This window comes from Lactococcus ileimucosae (genome assembly GCF_943193185.1).
In the GTDB taxonomy this organism is placed as follows: domain Bacteria; phylum Bacillota; class Bacilli; order Lactobacillales; family Streptococcaceae; genus Lactococcus; species Lactococcus ileimucosae.
Window position 1 is genome coordinate 91,483 of sequence record NZ_CALPDE010000002.1, and the last position, 13,588, is coordinate 105,070.

Below are 13,588 nucleotides of genomic sequence, written 5' to 3' on the forward strand. Positions count from 1 at the left end.
TATGCAAGAACTAAACGAAACTTCCCCTATCATCGAATCCAACAATTTCATCGTCCTAGACAAATGGACAAAACTCGAACAAAAAGGAAATTTCCAGTCAGAGGCAGACCTTGAACGTGAGATGATTTCAGATTTACAGCAGCAAGGCTATGATTATGCTAATTATTTAGTGACACCAGAAGCATTATTAGGAAATTTGCGTGTGCAACTAGAAGACTTGAATGCTGTTCATTTTTCAGATAATGAGTGGAAACGCCTTTTATCAGAGTATATCAATAAACCAAGTGATGGTATCGTTGAATGCACACGTAAAATTCATGATGATCACGTTTATGACTTTATTTTTGATGATGGTCATATTCAAAATATCTATCTATTGGATAAGAAAAATATTGCGCGTAATAAAGTGCAAGTCATCAATCAAATGAAGCAAAAAGGTAGCCATGCCAATCGTTATGATGTGACGATTTTAGTGAATGGTTTACCTTTGGTACAGATTGAGCTGAAAAAGCGTGGGGTGTCGATAGTTGAAGCCTTTAATCAGATTCATCGTTACAGTAAAGAGAGTTTTAACGGTGAATCTTCACTTTTCAAGTATCTCCAAATTTTTGTGATTTCAAACGGTACAGATACACTCTATTTTGCCAATACCACCAAGCGGGATAAAAATTCCTTTGATTTTACCATGAATTGGGCACGTAAAGACAATGAGCCAATTAGAGATTTGAAAGACTTTACGGCAACTTTTTTGAGTAAACGAACGCTGCTCAATGTTTTGATTAACTATTCAGTGTTTGATGCAAGCAACACCCTTTTAATTATGCGCCCCTATCAGATTGCAGCAACGGAGCGTATTCTTTGGAAAATCAAATCTGCTCATGATTCAAAACTAAAAGCAGGAATTGAAACAGGGGGCTATATCTGGCACACCACAGGTTCTGGCAAAACCTTGACCTCGTTCAAGGCTGCCCGTCTCGCGACGGAGCTTGACTTTATTGATAAAGTTTTCTTTGTGGTAGATCGTAAAGATCTCGACTATCAGACCATGAAAGAATATCAACGTTTTTCACCAGATAGTGTGAATGGTTCTGATAGTACAGCTGGTTTGAAGCGAAATATTGAAAAAGAAGACAATAAAATTATTGTCACGACCATTCAAAAGCTTAATAATCTCATGAAAACGACAGAGGCACACGAGATTTATGATAAGCAAGTGGTCTTTATCTTTGATGAATGCCACCGTAGCCAATTTGGTGAAGCACAAAAGAATCTGAAAAAGAAGTTTAAACATTATTATCAATTTGGTTTTACAGGAACACCCATTTTTCCTGAAAATGCTTTGGGGAGTGAAACAACAGCTTCTGTATTTGGGCGAGAATTACATTCTTACGTGATTACGGATGCCATTCGCGACCACAAAGTTCTAAAATTTATGGTGGATTATAATGATGTTCGCCCACAGTTTGCAAGGCTAGAAGCTGAAACAGATGAGCAGAAATTATCAGCGGCTGAAAATCGGCAAGCCTTACTTCATCCTACACGAATTCATGAAATTTCAGACTATATCTTAAATCATTTTGCGCAGAAAACGCACCGAATAGCAGGAAAAGGCTTTAATGCTATGTTTGCTGTATCAAGTGTCGAAGCAGCAAAACTTTACTATGAAGAACTCCAAAAATTGCAAGAAAAATCTGAGAAGAAACTGACGATTGCTACCATTTTTTCTTTTGCAGCAAATGAAAACCAAAATGCGATTGGTGATATTGAAGATGAAACTTTTGAACCCACAGCCTTAGATTATAGTGCGAAAGAGTTTTTAACTCGTGCAATTAACGACTACAATAAGAAATTTAATGGTTCTTTTTCTGTCGATGGCAAGAGTTTTCAAAATTATTATAAGGATTTGGCTAGGAGAGTAAAGAATAAAGAAGTTGACTTACTCATTGTTGTAGGAATGTTCTTGACAGGTTTTGATGCACCGACATTAAATACCTTATTTGTGGATAAAAATTTGCAATATCATGGTTTAATTCAAGCCTTTTCACGGACTAACCGAATTTATGATGCGACGAAATCTTTTGGTAATATTGTGACCTTCCGTGATTTGGAAAGCAAAACAAAAGCAGCGATTACTTTATTTGGAAAATCTCAAACAGCAGAAGTGCTCCTTGAACGTCCATATAACGAATATATGAATGGTTTTAAAGATGATGAAACGGATGAAGCTAGACGGGGTTATTTGGAGGTTGTTCGGGAGTTAAAAGAGAAATTCCCAGAACCAGATAAAATTGTTAAGGAAGCAGATAAGAAGCAATTTGTTAAACTCTTTGGCGAATTTTTAAAACTGGATAATATTTTGCAAAACTATGATGAATTTGCAGGATTGCAGGCTTTACAAGAAATTGATTTATCAGATGAGCAGGCGGTTGAGGAGCTCAAAGCAAAATTTTATTTAGATGATGAAAAGATTCAGGAACTTGAACAGCTCGAAATTCCAAATGTTCGAGAAATTCAAGACTATCGCTCGACCTATAACGATATTCGAGAATGGTACACCAATGAACGACGGAACCAAAAACAAGAGGAATCAACTGTAGATTGGGATACTGTCACTTTTGAAGTGGAACTCTTGAAGTCGCAAGAAATCAACTTAGATTATATTTTAGAATTGATTTTTGAAACAAATAAGAAAGTTTCGGATAAAGATCAACTGATTGATGAAATCATTCGGACGATCCGCGCTAGCGTTGGAAATCGAGCGAAAGAAAGTCTAATTGTAGATTTCATCAAGAACACTAATATCAATGCAATAAAAAATCGTCCAGAAATTCTTGAGAAGTTTTATACTTTTGCACAAAAAGAACAACAAAAAGAGATGCTCAAACTTATTGAAGAAGAAGGATTAAATGAAAGCAATGCAAAACGCTATATTAAAACTTCACTAAAACGAGAATATGCGAGTGAAAACGGAAATGAACTCAATGAAACATTGCCAAAAATGAGTCCTTTAAATCCAGCTTATCATGCAAAAAAACAAACAGTTTTTGAAAAGATAAGTGCTTTTGTCGAGAAATTTAAGGGAATTGGTGGATAGTATGAAAAAGCGAAGATGTGGTTTTATCTCGATATAATGAATTTTGAGGGGAGGCTTCAGGAAAAAAATGAAAAATCACTATGATGAAATCCCGATAAATTATAGAAAAACATTATTTATAATAAAAGGTGAAGTTAAATCTGATGTTGAATCAATGAAAAAGTCGGGAAATTCAACTAGTATTAAATATGTTAATAAAGAAAAAATTTATAATTATTCAGCTAAAAATGTTAAGCTTTTTAAAATTTTTGAAAAAATATCGAATGAAACAACGACAATATGGGTTGATGGGAGCGAGAAAGACTATCAATTTGCTCAGGTTTTTTTGAAACATATCCGCATTGTTGATAGAAATGGAGACTTTAGAGTTTATGAAAAAAGTCGGGTAAAGATTGAAAAATCGGCATTAAATGATTCTTCAGTGAAGAAAAATTTTGATTACCTTAGAGAATTAGCCGAGCTTAATCCTTTAAAACATAATGATGGTACAAAGCGTCTCAGTAAGAATTATAGCAAATGTTTTGTGAGCGAACAAAGTGTTCTAGTCGATTATTTGATAGGAAATCTTGCTCAAAATGCAGAGCCAATTGATGATGTTCCAATTTTTCCTTTTGGATTTAATCTTAGCCAAAAGGAAGCAGTAGAGAAAGCTTTTCAGAATAAAATTAGTGTCATAGAAGGACCTCCTGGTACGGGGAAAACACAGACTATTTTAAATATCATTGCAAATGCAGTAATGCATAATAAAAAAGTTGCGATAGCTTCCAGTAACAACTCAGCAACTTCTAATGTATTTGAAAAACTTCAAAAATATGGTTTGAGCTTTTTGACTGCTTTTCTTGGAGGAACTGTTGAAGAAGGAGTGAGTAGGAAAAAGTATTTTCTCGATCATCAATCTGAAATTCCTGATTTAGCGGATTGGAACAAAAATCAGCAACAAAAAGAAACATTATTGACGAAAATCCATGAGCTATATGCTGATTTACAAAGTAAATTAAGTTTAAGAAATCAATTAGCAAGACTTGAACAAAGCTATGAAGAAATTCGACTTGAATATAAATATTTTAGAGAAGATTATGGGAAACAATTTGATTCTGATGCCCAAATTGTTCTCCGTAAAAAATTATCTTCACAAAATTTTATGGAACTATGGATTAGATATGAAAATTTGCTTGAACAAAACAAACAATTTAATTTTTGGAGACAACTTGTTAATTGGTTCAAATTAGGAATTAAAAATCAGGATATTTATAGTCATGAATCGGAAGAATTTATTTTCTTATGTCAAAAAAATTTTTATAAGGAACTGTTAGAAGAAGTTGATGTTCAAATAAGGCAATGTAAAGATATTTTGGAAGATTTTTCCTTTGAGAATAAATTGAAAGAATATCAAGATTTGTCTATGGATTATTTTAAGACAAGCCTTTATGATATCTATAACGGGAGGACAAGGAAAAAATTTACAGATAGCGGCTCCCAAAAAGATGGAAATTTGCAGAATAATTCCGTAGCTGTCTTATATGAGTATCCTGTGATTTTAAGTACCACTTTTTCATTAAGTACAATTTTTTCTGATAGTCCCTTGTATGACTATGTTATTTTAGATGAAGCATCTCAAGTGGATTTGGCAACAGGTGGACTGGCATTATCTTGTGCTAAAAACGCTGTGATTGTTGGAGACTTGAAACAGCTTCCTAATGTAGTAACAAATAATGATAAAGTAGCATATGATCAAATATTTAGTCACTATAATTTACCAGAAGCCTATAGGTATTCTAATCATAGCTTACTTCAGTCGGTTAAAGAAGTTTTTCCTGATGTAACTTCAACTTTGTTGAGAGAACATTATCGGTGTCACCCAAAAATTATTGAATTTTGTAATAAAAAATTTTACAATGATGAATTAATTGTCTTATCAAAAAATGATAGTCTTGAAGAAAATCCATTGTCGGTGATTACGACAGTACCTGGAAATCATATGAGATGGTCTATTGGACACAAAAATCAAAGGGAGCTTGATGAAGTAGAAAATATTCTCTTAAATAATCCAGATGGAACAGAAGTGTGGGGAGTGATTACACCTTACCGAAAACAGGCAAACGAACTTCAAAAGGCATTAAAAGAAGAATATCCTGCGGATACTGTTGATAAATATCAGGGGCGTGAGAAAGATAAAATAATTTTTTCAACGGTGGATAATCAGATTACAAAATTTTCTGCGAGCCCTAATCGGTTGAATGTTGCAGTTTCTCGAGCAATCCATAAGTTTATTTTGGTGGTGAACGGAAATGGTGAGGATAAGCGAAATAACAATATTTCAGATTTGATGAATTATATCAAATATAATAATTTTGATATTTCTGAAAGTAAAATTTATTCAATTTTTGACTACCTTTTTGAAATAAATAGAAGAGAGAGAAAAAAATATTTAAAAGGAAAGCATCAAGAATCAAAATTTGATAGTGAAAATTTAATGTATGTGCTTATTGAAGAAATTTTGAAAGAAGACAGATTCAGTAAATTTAGAGTTGTACCTCAATACCCGCTCAAAATGCTGATCAGAGATTTCGATACTTTGGGATTAAATGCAAGAGAAAGAAAATATGCTGGAAATCTAAATACAAAGATTGATTTTTTGATTGAAAACAAAATGGATAAAAGTCCTGTTTTGGCAATAGAAGTAGACGGGGTAACTTTTCATAGAGAAAATACAGCACAATTTGAACGAGATAAGTTAAAAAATCATATTTTAGAAATTTGTGGCATTAAACTTCAACGTTTTCCAACTGATGGAAGTCAGGAAAAAGAGAAGCTGATAAAACTTCTCGAAGAGAACCTGATTTTGGACAGTAAAAAATAAATCCGAACAAGTTCTATCAACTGTACTGCCCCCAAAAAGTTGGACAAGAATTATTGCAAGGATTTAGTGGTTCTGTATAATGGTGGTAGATGAAAATCTGCTGCCATTTTTTGTAGGAAAAAAGCCATAGAAATTCGCTAAAATGGAGTTACGACACAAACACTTTAGTTAAGGATTCCTATGACTCATTCAGATTCTATCACACTTTTGCTGGATTTCAAAGTCTCAGACCTAGTTTTCCTGTAAGAAAACTATTTCCGTCTAGGTTTTACAAAGTTGATAGGTGAACATGAAGCACACATCTTTTCTGCTACTTATCGACCGAAGCAGACGGTTTGCCCTGCTTGTGGGGGCATTTCAGATCAGCGCAAGGTCCGTGATTACAGGAGTTCTGAGGTTCTTATGACCCCCGGCGGACACAGACTTAGAGTTCTGGAATTGAAGAAGGCCAAGTACGACTGCGCAGACTGTGGGCCACATTTACCCACCTCCCTTATTTCGTTGCGTCTAGGACTAACACCTGTCATGAACACGAATCTCTCCTATCCTGCCCTCTTGACGCTTTTTCCTAGCGCTAACCTTGTCATTGATGGTTTCATGTTATCCAAAAGTTGTCGCGGGCCTTTAACCAGCTTCGGATTAAGGAAATGGAGAAACTCAAGAATCTCAAAGGCGATAAGGGAAGAATCTATCGTAAGCTCAAGAAATACTGGCGACAACTTCTCAAATGGAATGGTAAGGTCAATTATCAGAACCGGAAACAATGTCCCCTTTTTCGTGGGAATGTCGGACAGAAGATGAGGGCATTGACTATCTTTTGGCTTATAGTCTTCAGCTTCAAGCGGCCTATGAGGTCTATCAAAGTGCTTTAGACGCTTTTCAAAACAAGCAAGCAGATGACCTTTCGAAGCCATCGAAAGTATGCCTGAGGACTTTAAAAAGAATTGTCGCTATCTGCTTCAACACAATCAGGCCATTTCATGAGGCATTGTTTCGCCCTATTCCAACGGCCCTCTCGAGGGTAAGAACAATCTCTGTAAGCTCATCAAGGGTATTGCCTTTGGCTTTGGGCGTTTTGCCCACCTCAGAAAACGGATTTTACTCTAACAAATACTTGTTAAAGACAACTAAAAAAGCTGTCCTAGGACAACTTTTTACACACGGCTGTAACTCATTTTTTAGCGATTACCACCGCAGAGTTGACAGAGCCTTATATTATTGCTTGACTACAGGCACGATAAATTGGCCTGAATACGTGCCGTCTCCATTATCTTTGCGCCAAGTGGCATTAGGACCTCCCACATAGGCATAGTCTGTGATATGTGGAAGTATTTCTCCAAAAGCTTTGTAAGTCAGTTGATCAAATAGTTCTTCAGCATTTTCAGAGGTACCAGATACAGTGATATAGTAACCTGCAGGAAATTCAACCATGCGTGTAGCAATTTCTAAAGGTTCGCTTGTAGAAATGGCGCGGTAGTTCCAAGCCTTGTTTTGGTAGACTTCATTGACAGACCATTCTAGATCGTCTGTAGCTGATTGCTTAAGCGCATCCAGTGTCCCATCTTGTGCCAGTTTTTTGTAAAAAGCTGTTTTCTCTGCGATAACAGCATTCATGTCAGATAAATCTGATTGAAGGCTGAAACCAATAGCCGCAAGGCTAAAAGCTTCTTTTGTTTCTAATTGATAATCCATAAAATTCCTTTCAGTGTTTGGAGAACATAGAGCTTCTTTGATTATAATAAATTTTGACTTATGCCTCAATTTTTTGAGCACGCAAAGTCATCGTTGCAGTGAAACTGCCATCAGGATTTTCAGAGGTTGCAGTTGCATTACCAGGACCAATATACTGCCATTCAGTGATTTCACTCAAGGCTTGACCAAAGACGTAGCCAGTTAACTGATCTGCTAAGGTGTTTTTATCATCTCCAGTCATCTCAAAAACGAGATAATCACCAGCTAAAAATTCGAAAACATCGGTATTCGCAACTTCAGAGAAAGCGCCCATAACACCAAAGCCACGGCGTGCGCCTGCTTCATTTGCGTAATTGATTTGGTAAATTTGCCCGTCTGATTTTTTAGCGAGTTCAGCTAGCGCTCCATTTTCAATGATGCTTTGTTTGAGTTGTGCAGTTTTTTGTGCGTTGCCTGCCCAGTCATTAAAATCTTCAAATGTGACACCAAAAGCAGTCATTTTGTAGTCCTCAGGGATATGCGTGATTGTGTAGTTCATTTAAATGCTCCTGTTTTTTCGTTTGTTTGCCGCTTAGGATTAAGCACAAGCCTAGTATAGCTTCTAAATGTATCAAAAACTGATACTTTTTAGTATAATCAAATTATGAAAAAATCCGAACGCATCAATTTAATCATGCGCTATATAAATAATCGCTCGCGATTCACAATAGCAGAGCTACAAAAAGAGTTTGATATTTCCCGTGCTACAGCCATTCGAGATGTGCAAGACATTGAAGCTATGGGCTTGCCTCTAGTTGCGGAACGTGGTCGTGGGGGAGGTTATTTTGTCATGCAAAATGATTTTTTACCTACTGTACGTTTTACATCCGATGAGCTTAAGGCTGTTTTCATCGCCTTTATGGCTACTAAAAATCAGCAACTGCCCTATCTCCACGGTCGCAAAACGATTATGGAAAAGTTGATTGCTATAGCACCACAGACTCAGCAGGATATCCTTATCATGTTGAATCAACTGTTGCTTTTTACAGGTTCAAATCCTGCCCATCCTGATATTTTGGAGTTGGATGATGCGGGACCACCTGAGTTTAATCAACTTCTTAATCTCGCTCTGAATGACCGTTATATGACTTTGACTTATGAACCTGTGACAGGGAGGACTGAACAGTTAAACGCTTATATTTTGCAGGTCTTTCAAATGCAAGGCACTTGGCTTTTGGACCTTTATGATCTTGATACCACTGCCTTTCGTTATCTGCCAATTGAGCAGCTTAGAGAGAGCAGGTCTTTGGTAGGAAATCCGCCTTTAAGTGAAAAGGAGATTCTGGTGCAACGCCAGCAGTTAAGGGTACACGGAAATCTCAAAGTTACACTCAATAAACGAGCTGTAGAGCGCTTTAAAGCCTTTCATCCACCAGGCTTAATTTTACAATTTACGGGTATGTTTCAATCTTCAGGACTTTTCCAAACGCAAATTAATGAAAGTGATGAAGAAGAGGTGGAATACTATGCGGACTGGCTTCTTTATCTAGGTTTAGGTGCAAAAATAGAAAGTATGCCTCAGGCCTTAAAGGTAGCCTTAAAAGGGCGTCAGGAGAACTTGAAGGCACTGTTGGGATATAGGAGTGGAAATTAAGCGGGACATATTTCTAAAGCACGTGATATTTGGGAAGATTAACTTGCTCAAGTATAACGAGAAAAAAATAATATTTTGCTTGACAAGCAGGAAAAACAGAATTGCTAGCTTGGAACATTCTGCTTTTTTATGCATGTTCAGAATTAGCAGAAGCATCAAAACAGCTTTGCAACTCCTTATCCATCTCCTATTTAATGGAGTGTAAGAACTTTATAGGAAGCTTCAGAATTTCCCCACTTCGCATTCAAAAGCATGCCAAAAAATTTTATAAATATGGTAAAATAGAGAGAATTCTGTTTGCACTCTACACAAGATAAATTTAGGGAATTTCTGGGAAATGAAAGTCCTCAGGCAACTCCTTGCTAGCCCTTTAGTGGTGCGGACAGGGAAGATTTAGGAAAAATAGGGAAATTAAGGGGATAGAAATGGCTCAATTGTACTTCAAATATGGCAGTATGAATTCAGGCAAAAGTATTGAGATTCTGAAAGTTGCCCATAACTATGAAGAACAGGGAAAACCTGTTTTGATTATGACTTCTAGCTTAGATACACGTGCAGGGGTCGGTGTAGTGGCTAGCCGTATCGGTATGAGCAGTGATGCTGTAGCTATCGATGATAAGATGGATGTGTATGCTTATATTGAAAATTTACCTGTAAGACCTTTTTGTGTCCTGATTGACGAAGCTCAGTTTCTCAATAAACAAAACATTTATGACTTGGCACGTGTAGTCGATGATTTAAATGTTCCCGTGATGGCTTTTGGTTTAAAAAATGATTTCAGAAATGAACTTTTTGAAGGTTCAAAATACTTATTGCTTCTGGCTGATAAAATCGAAGAAATAAAAACGATTTGCTGGTATTGCAGTAAAAAAGCAACGATGGTTTTACGCATGGTTGAAGGCGAACCTGTATATGAAGGCGAGCAACTACAGATTGGGGGCAATGAGAGCTATATTCCAGTGTGTCGTAAACACTACTTTCATCCTTTGAAAAAGATGAACAGTTCCCAGATAAAATAATAATTTTGAAAATAGAGGTAAGGAAAAATATAAAATGTTTGATCAACTTGAAACAATGGTAGGACGATATGAGGAGCTGGGCGAATTACTCAGTGACCCACAGGTTGTCAATGATACAAAGCGCTTTATGGAACTTTCACGTGAAGAAGCCAATCTGCGTGATACTGTAGCCACTTATAATGAATACAAAAAGGTTCTTGAAACCATTTCCGACAGTGAAGAAATGCTCGGTGAAGGTGGGCTTGATGAGGACATGAAAGAAATGCTCAAAGAAGAGCTCTCAGAAGCCAAATCAGCAAAAGAAGAACTTGAAGAAAAAATAAAAATTCTCTTGCTCCCTAAAGATCCAAATGATGATAAAAATATTATCTTGGAAATTCGTGGTGCAGCAGGTGGCGATGAGGCGGCACTCTTTGCCGGTGATTTGCTTAACATGTACCAACATTATGCAGAGTCACAAGGTTGGAAATTTGAAATCATGGAAGCCAGTGTAACCAGCATTGGTGGCTATAAAGAAGTCTCTGCTCTCGTTTCAGGAACGTCTGTCTATAGTAAACTTAAATATGAATCTGGTGCTCACCGCGTGCAACGCGTGCCAACAACGGAAACACAAGGACGTGTCCATACTTCAACAGCAACAGTCCTTGTCATGCCTGAAGTTGAAGAGTTCGAGATGAAAATTGAGCCAAAAGATCTCCGTGTTGATATCTATCATGCCTCAGGTGCCGGTGGACAAAATGTCAACAAAGTTGCGACAGCTGTACGTATGGTTCACTTGCCTACAGGCATCAAAGTTGAAATGCAAGAAGAACGTACGCAACAAAAGAACCGTGATAAAGCCATCAAGTTGCTCAACACGAAGGTATTTGACTACTATCAACAAATCGAGTTGGATAAACAAAATGCCGAGCGAAAGTCCACTGTCGGAACAGGTGACCGCTCAGAACGTATCCGGACCTATAATTTCCCACAAAACCGTGTGACCGATCACCGTATCGGCCTAACTTTACAAAAGTTGGACACCATCCTTTCTGGAAAAATGGATGAAGTCATTGATGCGCTTGTGGTTTATGATCAAACAGAGAAATTGGCGGAGCTTAACAAGTAGTGCAGAAGTTTCAGTTTGAAGTAAAAAGTGAAGGACATTCTGGGAAAGCCTGCAGATTTTAAGCTTAACTGATAAAAGAGAAGCTTAAGAAGCGGTGACAAGTAGAGTAAGCATAAAAAGTTAGTGGTACTTGTAGGTTGGAAAATATTGTCAATGAAAAAAACAGGACACGCAATGAAAAAGCGGTCCTTTTTGTCAAAAGTAATATGGCAATCCTGTGTGTATTTATCGGGACCTATTTTCCTCTACTTTAAAAATGAGGAGGAAAGAAAAAATGTTATGGATTGAAGCTGTGCGTCAACTTTCTAGCAATCTAGTAGAGCCTTTTGCTCTAGAATTTGTTTGGAGAAACTTGCACGAATTAACGAAATTGCAATGGTTAAATTTGCAGAAAGAAATCATTTCAGAAACAGAGTGGACAGAGCTAAAGTCTATAGCCCAGCGCTTAGAAAATGATGAACCGCCACAATATATTGTCGGCTGGGCAGAGTTTTGCGACTTAAAATTGATTGTGGATGAACGTGTATTGATTCCTCGCCCAGAAACAGAAGAACTTGTTCAGATGATTTTGTCAGATAATGATGCAAGCGTACGTGCTGTTTTAGATATTGGGACAGGTTCAGGAGCTATTGCTTTGGCTTTAGCGCAGCAGAGGATGCAGTGGCAAATTACGGCAGTGGATATTTCAAAAGCCGCTCTTGAAGTAGCACGTGAAAATGCCTCAAAACACAACCTTGTGTTAAAGTTTATTCACTCGGATGTTTTTGAAAATATACAAGAGAAGTACGATATCATTGTTTCTAATCCACCCTATATAGCTTTTGATGAGACTTATGAGATGGACCAATCTGTTATTCGATTCGAGCCAGACGGCGCTCTTTTTGCAGAACATCAAGGTTTAGCAATTTATGAAAAAATAGCGGAAAGGGCTCAAAACCACTTGAAACCTGGAGGGAAAATATATTTGGAAATTGGCTACAAACAGGGGGAGAAAGTGAAAGCACTTTTTGAAGACAAGTTCCCGGGGAAAACGGTTAACATTCACCAAGATATTTTTGGAAAAGACCGCATAGTAAGCGTGCAGTAGGTGCAAGTCAAGCTAAGGCAAAGCAGATTATCTTCGTGACAAATACAGGTGCCTTTTTTGATGAATACTCCCCATTTTCACAGCGTGGTTGGCGAGTTTTTTCAAAATTTTTTGGGCGGAAAGAATACAAGCGAGCTTGACTTCTTCTCACGAATTTTCTATGTGCTGGTCAAGGCGTACCTTGCTTTATTTAGAGTAGGGGAAGCTGTGTAAGCAGTCGTAAGTTATCCTTGTGAGTGTCAACTTAGACATAGAAAATTTAGCTGCTGGTCAAACTGTACAGAAGAGAGGAGGAGCTGAAACAGGGCGTTTTTAAGAGCTCTTTCCTCTCTGAAGCATGTAGTTCCGTATTTTTATATAAAATAAAAAACGATTTTGTTGACTATTAGGTCTCTCCCATTTATGATAAAGAAGTGTTACTTAAAGACAAATGCTACATGAGAGGAAATTATAAAATGACAGTTCAAAAAGCAATAGAAGTTTTAAAAGCAGGAGAGCTAGCTGTATTACCTACTGAGACAGTTTATGGTCTATTTGCTGATGCAACGAATGAAGCAGCTGTACAAAGATTGTATGCCGTAAAAGGCCGCCCCATTGACAAGGCACTAAACATGAATGTAGCAGACTATAATGAGATTTTGAAATACTCCATCCATCAGCCTCCATATCTAGAAAAGCTAGTGAAAGCTTTTCTTCCGGGACCGCTGACGCTTATTTTAGAGGCAAGTTCGGAAGTACCTGAGTGGATTCATGTGGGTAAGACCACTGTAGGGTTCCGAATGCCTTCTATCCAAGCAACACAAGAAGTGATTAAAGCTTTAGGAGTCCTAGTTGGACCTTCCGCAAACCTAACAGGCGCACCCAGTCCACGATTTTATAATGAGTTAACGACAGATATCTTGGATAAGGCAGCAGTTTCTATTCAAGATGACAGTGTTTATGGTCTAGATACAACTATTTTAGATCTTTCTGCAGATAAACCCCAAATTTTACGACAAGGAGCCATTACAGCGAAAGAACTCCTTGAGGCAGTTCCAGAATTATCTGAAATTGTTTAAACAAATCATTTGGTTCAGTCTTTTGCTTTAGATATAA

General features: G+C 37.2%; 11 protein-coding genes. 8 read left to right on the forward strand and 3 right to left on the reverse strand.

The window, feature by feature from the left end; genetic code table 11:
* Window position 1 precedes the first annotated feature (1 nt).
* Both NFR51_RS01455 and NFR51_RS01460 read left to right on the forward strand, forming a co-directional pair.
* Window positions 2-3,094: a type I restriction endonuclease subunit R gene (locus tag NFR51_RS01455; protein WP_251711996.1), complete on the forward strand. Its 3,093-nt coding sequence runs from the start codon at window positions 2-4 to the stop codon at window positions 3,092-3,094.
* A 67-nt stretch (window positions 3,095-3,161) separates the two neighbouring features.
* Window positions 3,162-5,954: an AAA domain-containing protein gene (locus NFR51_RS01460; protein WP_251711997.1), complete on the forward strand. Its 2,793-nt coding sequence runs from the start codon at window positions 3,162-3,164 to the stop codon at window positions 5,952-5,954.
* A 542-nt stretch (window positions 5,955-6,496) separates the two neighbouring features.
* Here NFR51_RS01460 and NFR51_RS11055 read toward each other — a convergent pair.
* Entirely contained in the window at window positions 6,497-6,868 is a 372-nt protein-coding gene (locus NFR51_RS11055; RefSeq protein ID WP_251711998.1) for a hypothetical protein, read from the reverse strand.
* A 73-nt stretch (window positions 6,869-6,941) separates the two neighbouring features.
* Here NFR51_RS11055 and NFR51_RS01470 point away from each other — a divergent pair, with 73 nt between their 5' ends.
* Complete coding sequence (locus tag NFR51_RS01470; protein WP_439108850.1) at window positions 6,942-7,061, forward strand: transposase; 120 nt, start codon at window positions 6,942-6,944, stop codon at window positions 7,059-7,061.
* Window positions 7,062-7,169: 108 nt separating this feature from the next.
* On the opposite strand, the gene NFR51_RS01475 is transcribed toward NFR51_RS01470, so the two are convergent.
* Window positions 7,170-7,646, reverse strand: coding sequence for an effector binding domain-containing protein (locus NFR51_RS01475; protein ID WP_251711999.1), 477 nt, complete (start codon window positions 7,644-7,646; stop codon window positions 7,170-7,172).
* Between the two features lie 58 nt (window positions 7,647-7,704).
* Window positions 7,705-8,184, reverse strand: a complete 480-nt coding sequence (locus NFR51_RS01480; RefSeq protein ID WP_251712000.1) for a hypothetical protein — start codon at window positions 8,182-8,184, stop codon at window positions 7,705-7,707.
* Between the two features lie 105 nt (window positions 8,185-8,289).
* Here NFR51_RS01480 and NFR51_RS01485 point away from each other — a divergent pair, with 105 nt between their 5' ends.
* The 5 genes from NFR51_RS01485 (at window position 8,290) to NFR51_RS01505 (ending at window position 13,551) form a co-directional block, all read left to right on the forward strand.
* A complete protein-coding gene (locus NFR51_RS01485) occupies window positions 8,290-9,279 on the forward strand; it encodes a helix-turn-helix transcriptional regulator (protein WP_251712001.1) in 990 nt (329 codons plus the stop codon).
* A 425-nt stretch (window positions 9,280-9,704) separates the two neighbouring features.
* Window positions 9,705-10,298, forward strand: a complete 594-nt coding sequence (locus NFR51_RS01490; RefSeq protein ID WP_251712002.1) for a thymidine kinase — start codon at window positions 9,705-9,707, stop codon at window positions 10,296-10,298.
* Between the two features lie 34 nt (window positions 10,299-10,332).
* Entirely contained in the window at window positions 10,333-11,406 is a 1,074-nt protein-coding gene (gene prfA, locus NFR51_RS01495; RefSeq protein ID WP_251712003.1) for a peptide chain release factor 1, read from the forward strand.
* Window positions 11,407-11,680: 274 nt separating this feature from the next.
* Window positions 11,681-12,493 carry a peptide chain release factor N(5)-glutamine methyltransferase gene (gene prmC, locus NFR51_RS01500; protein WP_251712004.1) on the forward strand — a complete coding sequence of 271 codons (813 nt, stop codon included), beginning with the start codon at window positions 11,681-11,683 and terminating at the stop codon, window positions 12,491-12,493.
* Window positions 12,494-12,948: 455 nt separating this feature from the next.
* Window positions 12,949-13,551: an L-threonylcarbamoyladenylate synthase gene (locus NFR51_RS01505; protein ID WP_251712005.1), complete on the forward strand. Its 603-nt coding sequence runs from the start codon at window positions 12,949-12,951 to the stop codon at window positions 13,549-13,551.
* The last annotated feature ends 37 nt before the right edge of the window (window positions 13,552-13,588 follow it).

What these genes read in the sequence shown, in the direction of transcription:
- NFR51_RS01485 (WP_251712001.1), top strand. Translation starts at nt 8,290, where the DNA reads ATGAAAAAATCCGAACGCATCAATTTAATCATGCGCTATATAAATAAT.
- NFR51_RS01490 (WP_251712002.1), top strand. Translation starts at nt 9,705, where the DNA reads ATGGCTCAATTGTACTTCAAATATGGCAGTATGAATTCAGGCAAAAGT.
- NFR51_RS01460 (WP_251711997.1), top strand. Translation starts at nt 3,162, where the DNA reads ATGAAAAATCACTATGATGAAATCCCGATAAATTATAGAAAAACATTA.
- NFR51_RS11055 (WP_251711998.1), bottom strand. Translation starts at nt 6,868, where the DNA reads ATGGCTTCGAAAGGTCATCTGCTTGCTTGTTTTGAAAAGCGTCTAAAG.
- prfA (WP_251712003.1), top strand. Translation starts at nt 10,333, where the DNA reads ATGTTTGATCAACTTGAAACAATGGTAGGACGATATGAGGAGCTGGGC.
- NFR51_RS01475 (WP_251711999.1), bottom strand. Translation starts at nt 7,646, where the DNA reads ATGGATTATCAATTAGAAACAAAAGAAGCTTTTAGCCTTGCGGCTATT.
- NFR51_RS01455 (WP_251711996.1), top strand. Translation starts at nt 2, where the DNA reads ATGCAAGAACTAAACGAAACTTCCCCTATCATCGAATCCAACAATTTC.
- NFR51_RS01480 (WP_251712000.1), bottom strand. Translation starts at nt 8,184, where the DNA reads ATGAACTACACAATCACGCATATCCCTGAGGACTACAAAATGACTGCT.
- prmC (WP_251712004.1), top strand. Translation starts at nt 11,681, where the DNA reads ATGTTATGGATTGAAGCTGTGCGTCAACTTTCTAGCAATCTAGTAGAG.
- NFR51_RS01505 (WP_251712005.1), top strand. Translation starts at nt 12,949, where the DNA reads ATGACAGTTCAAAAAGCAATAGAAGTTTTAAAAGCAGGAGAGCTAGCT.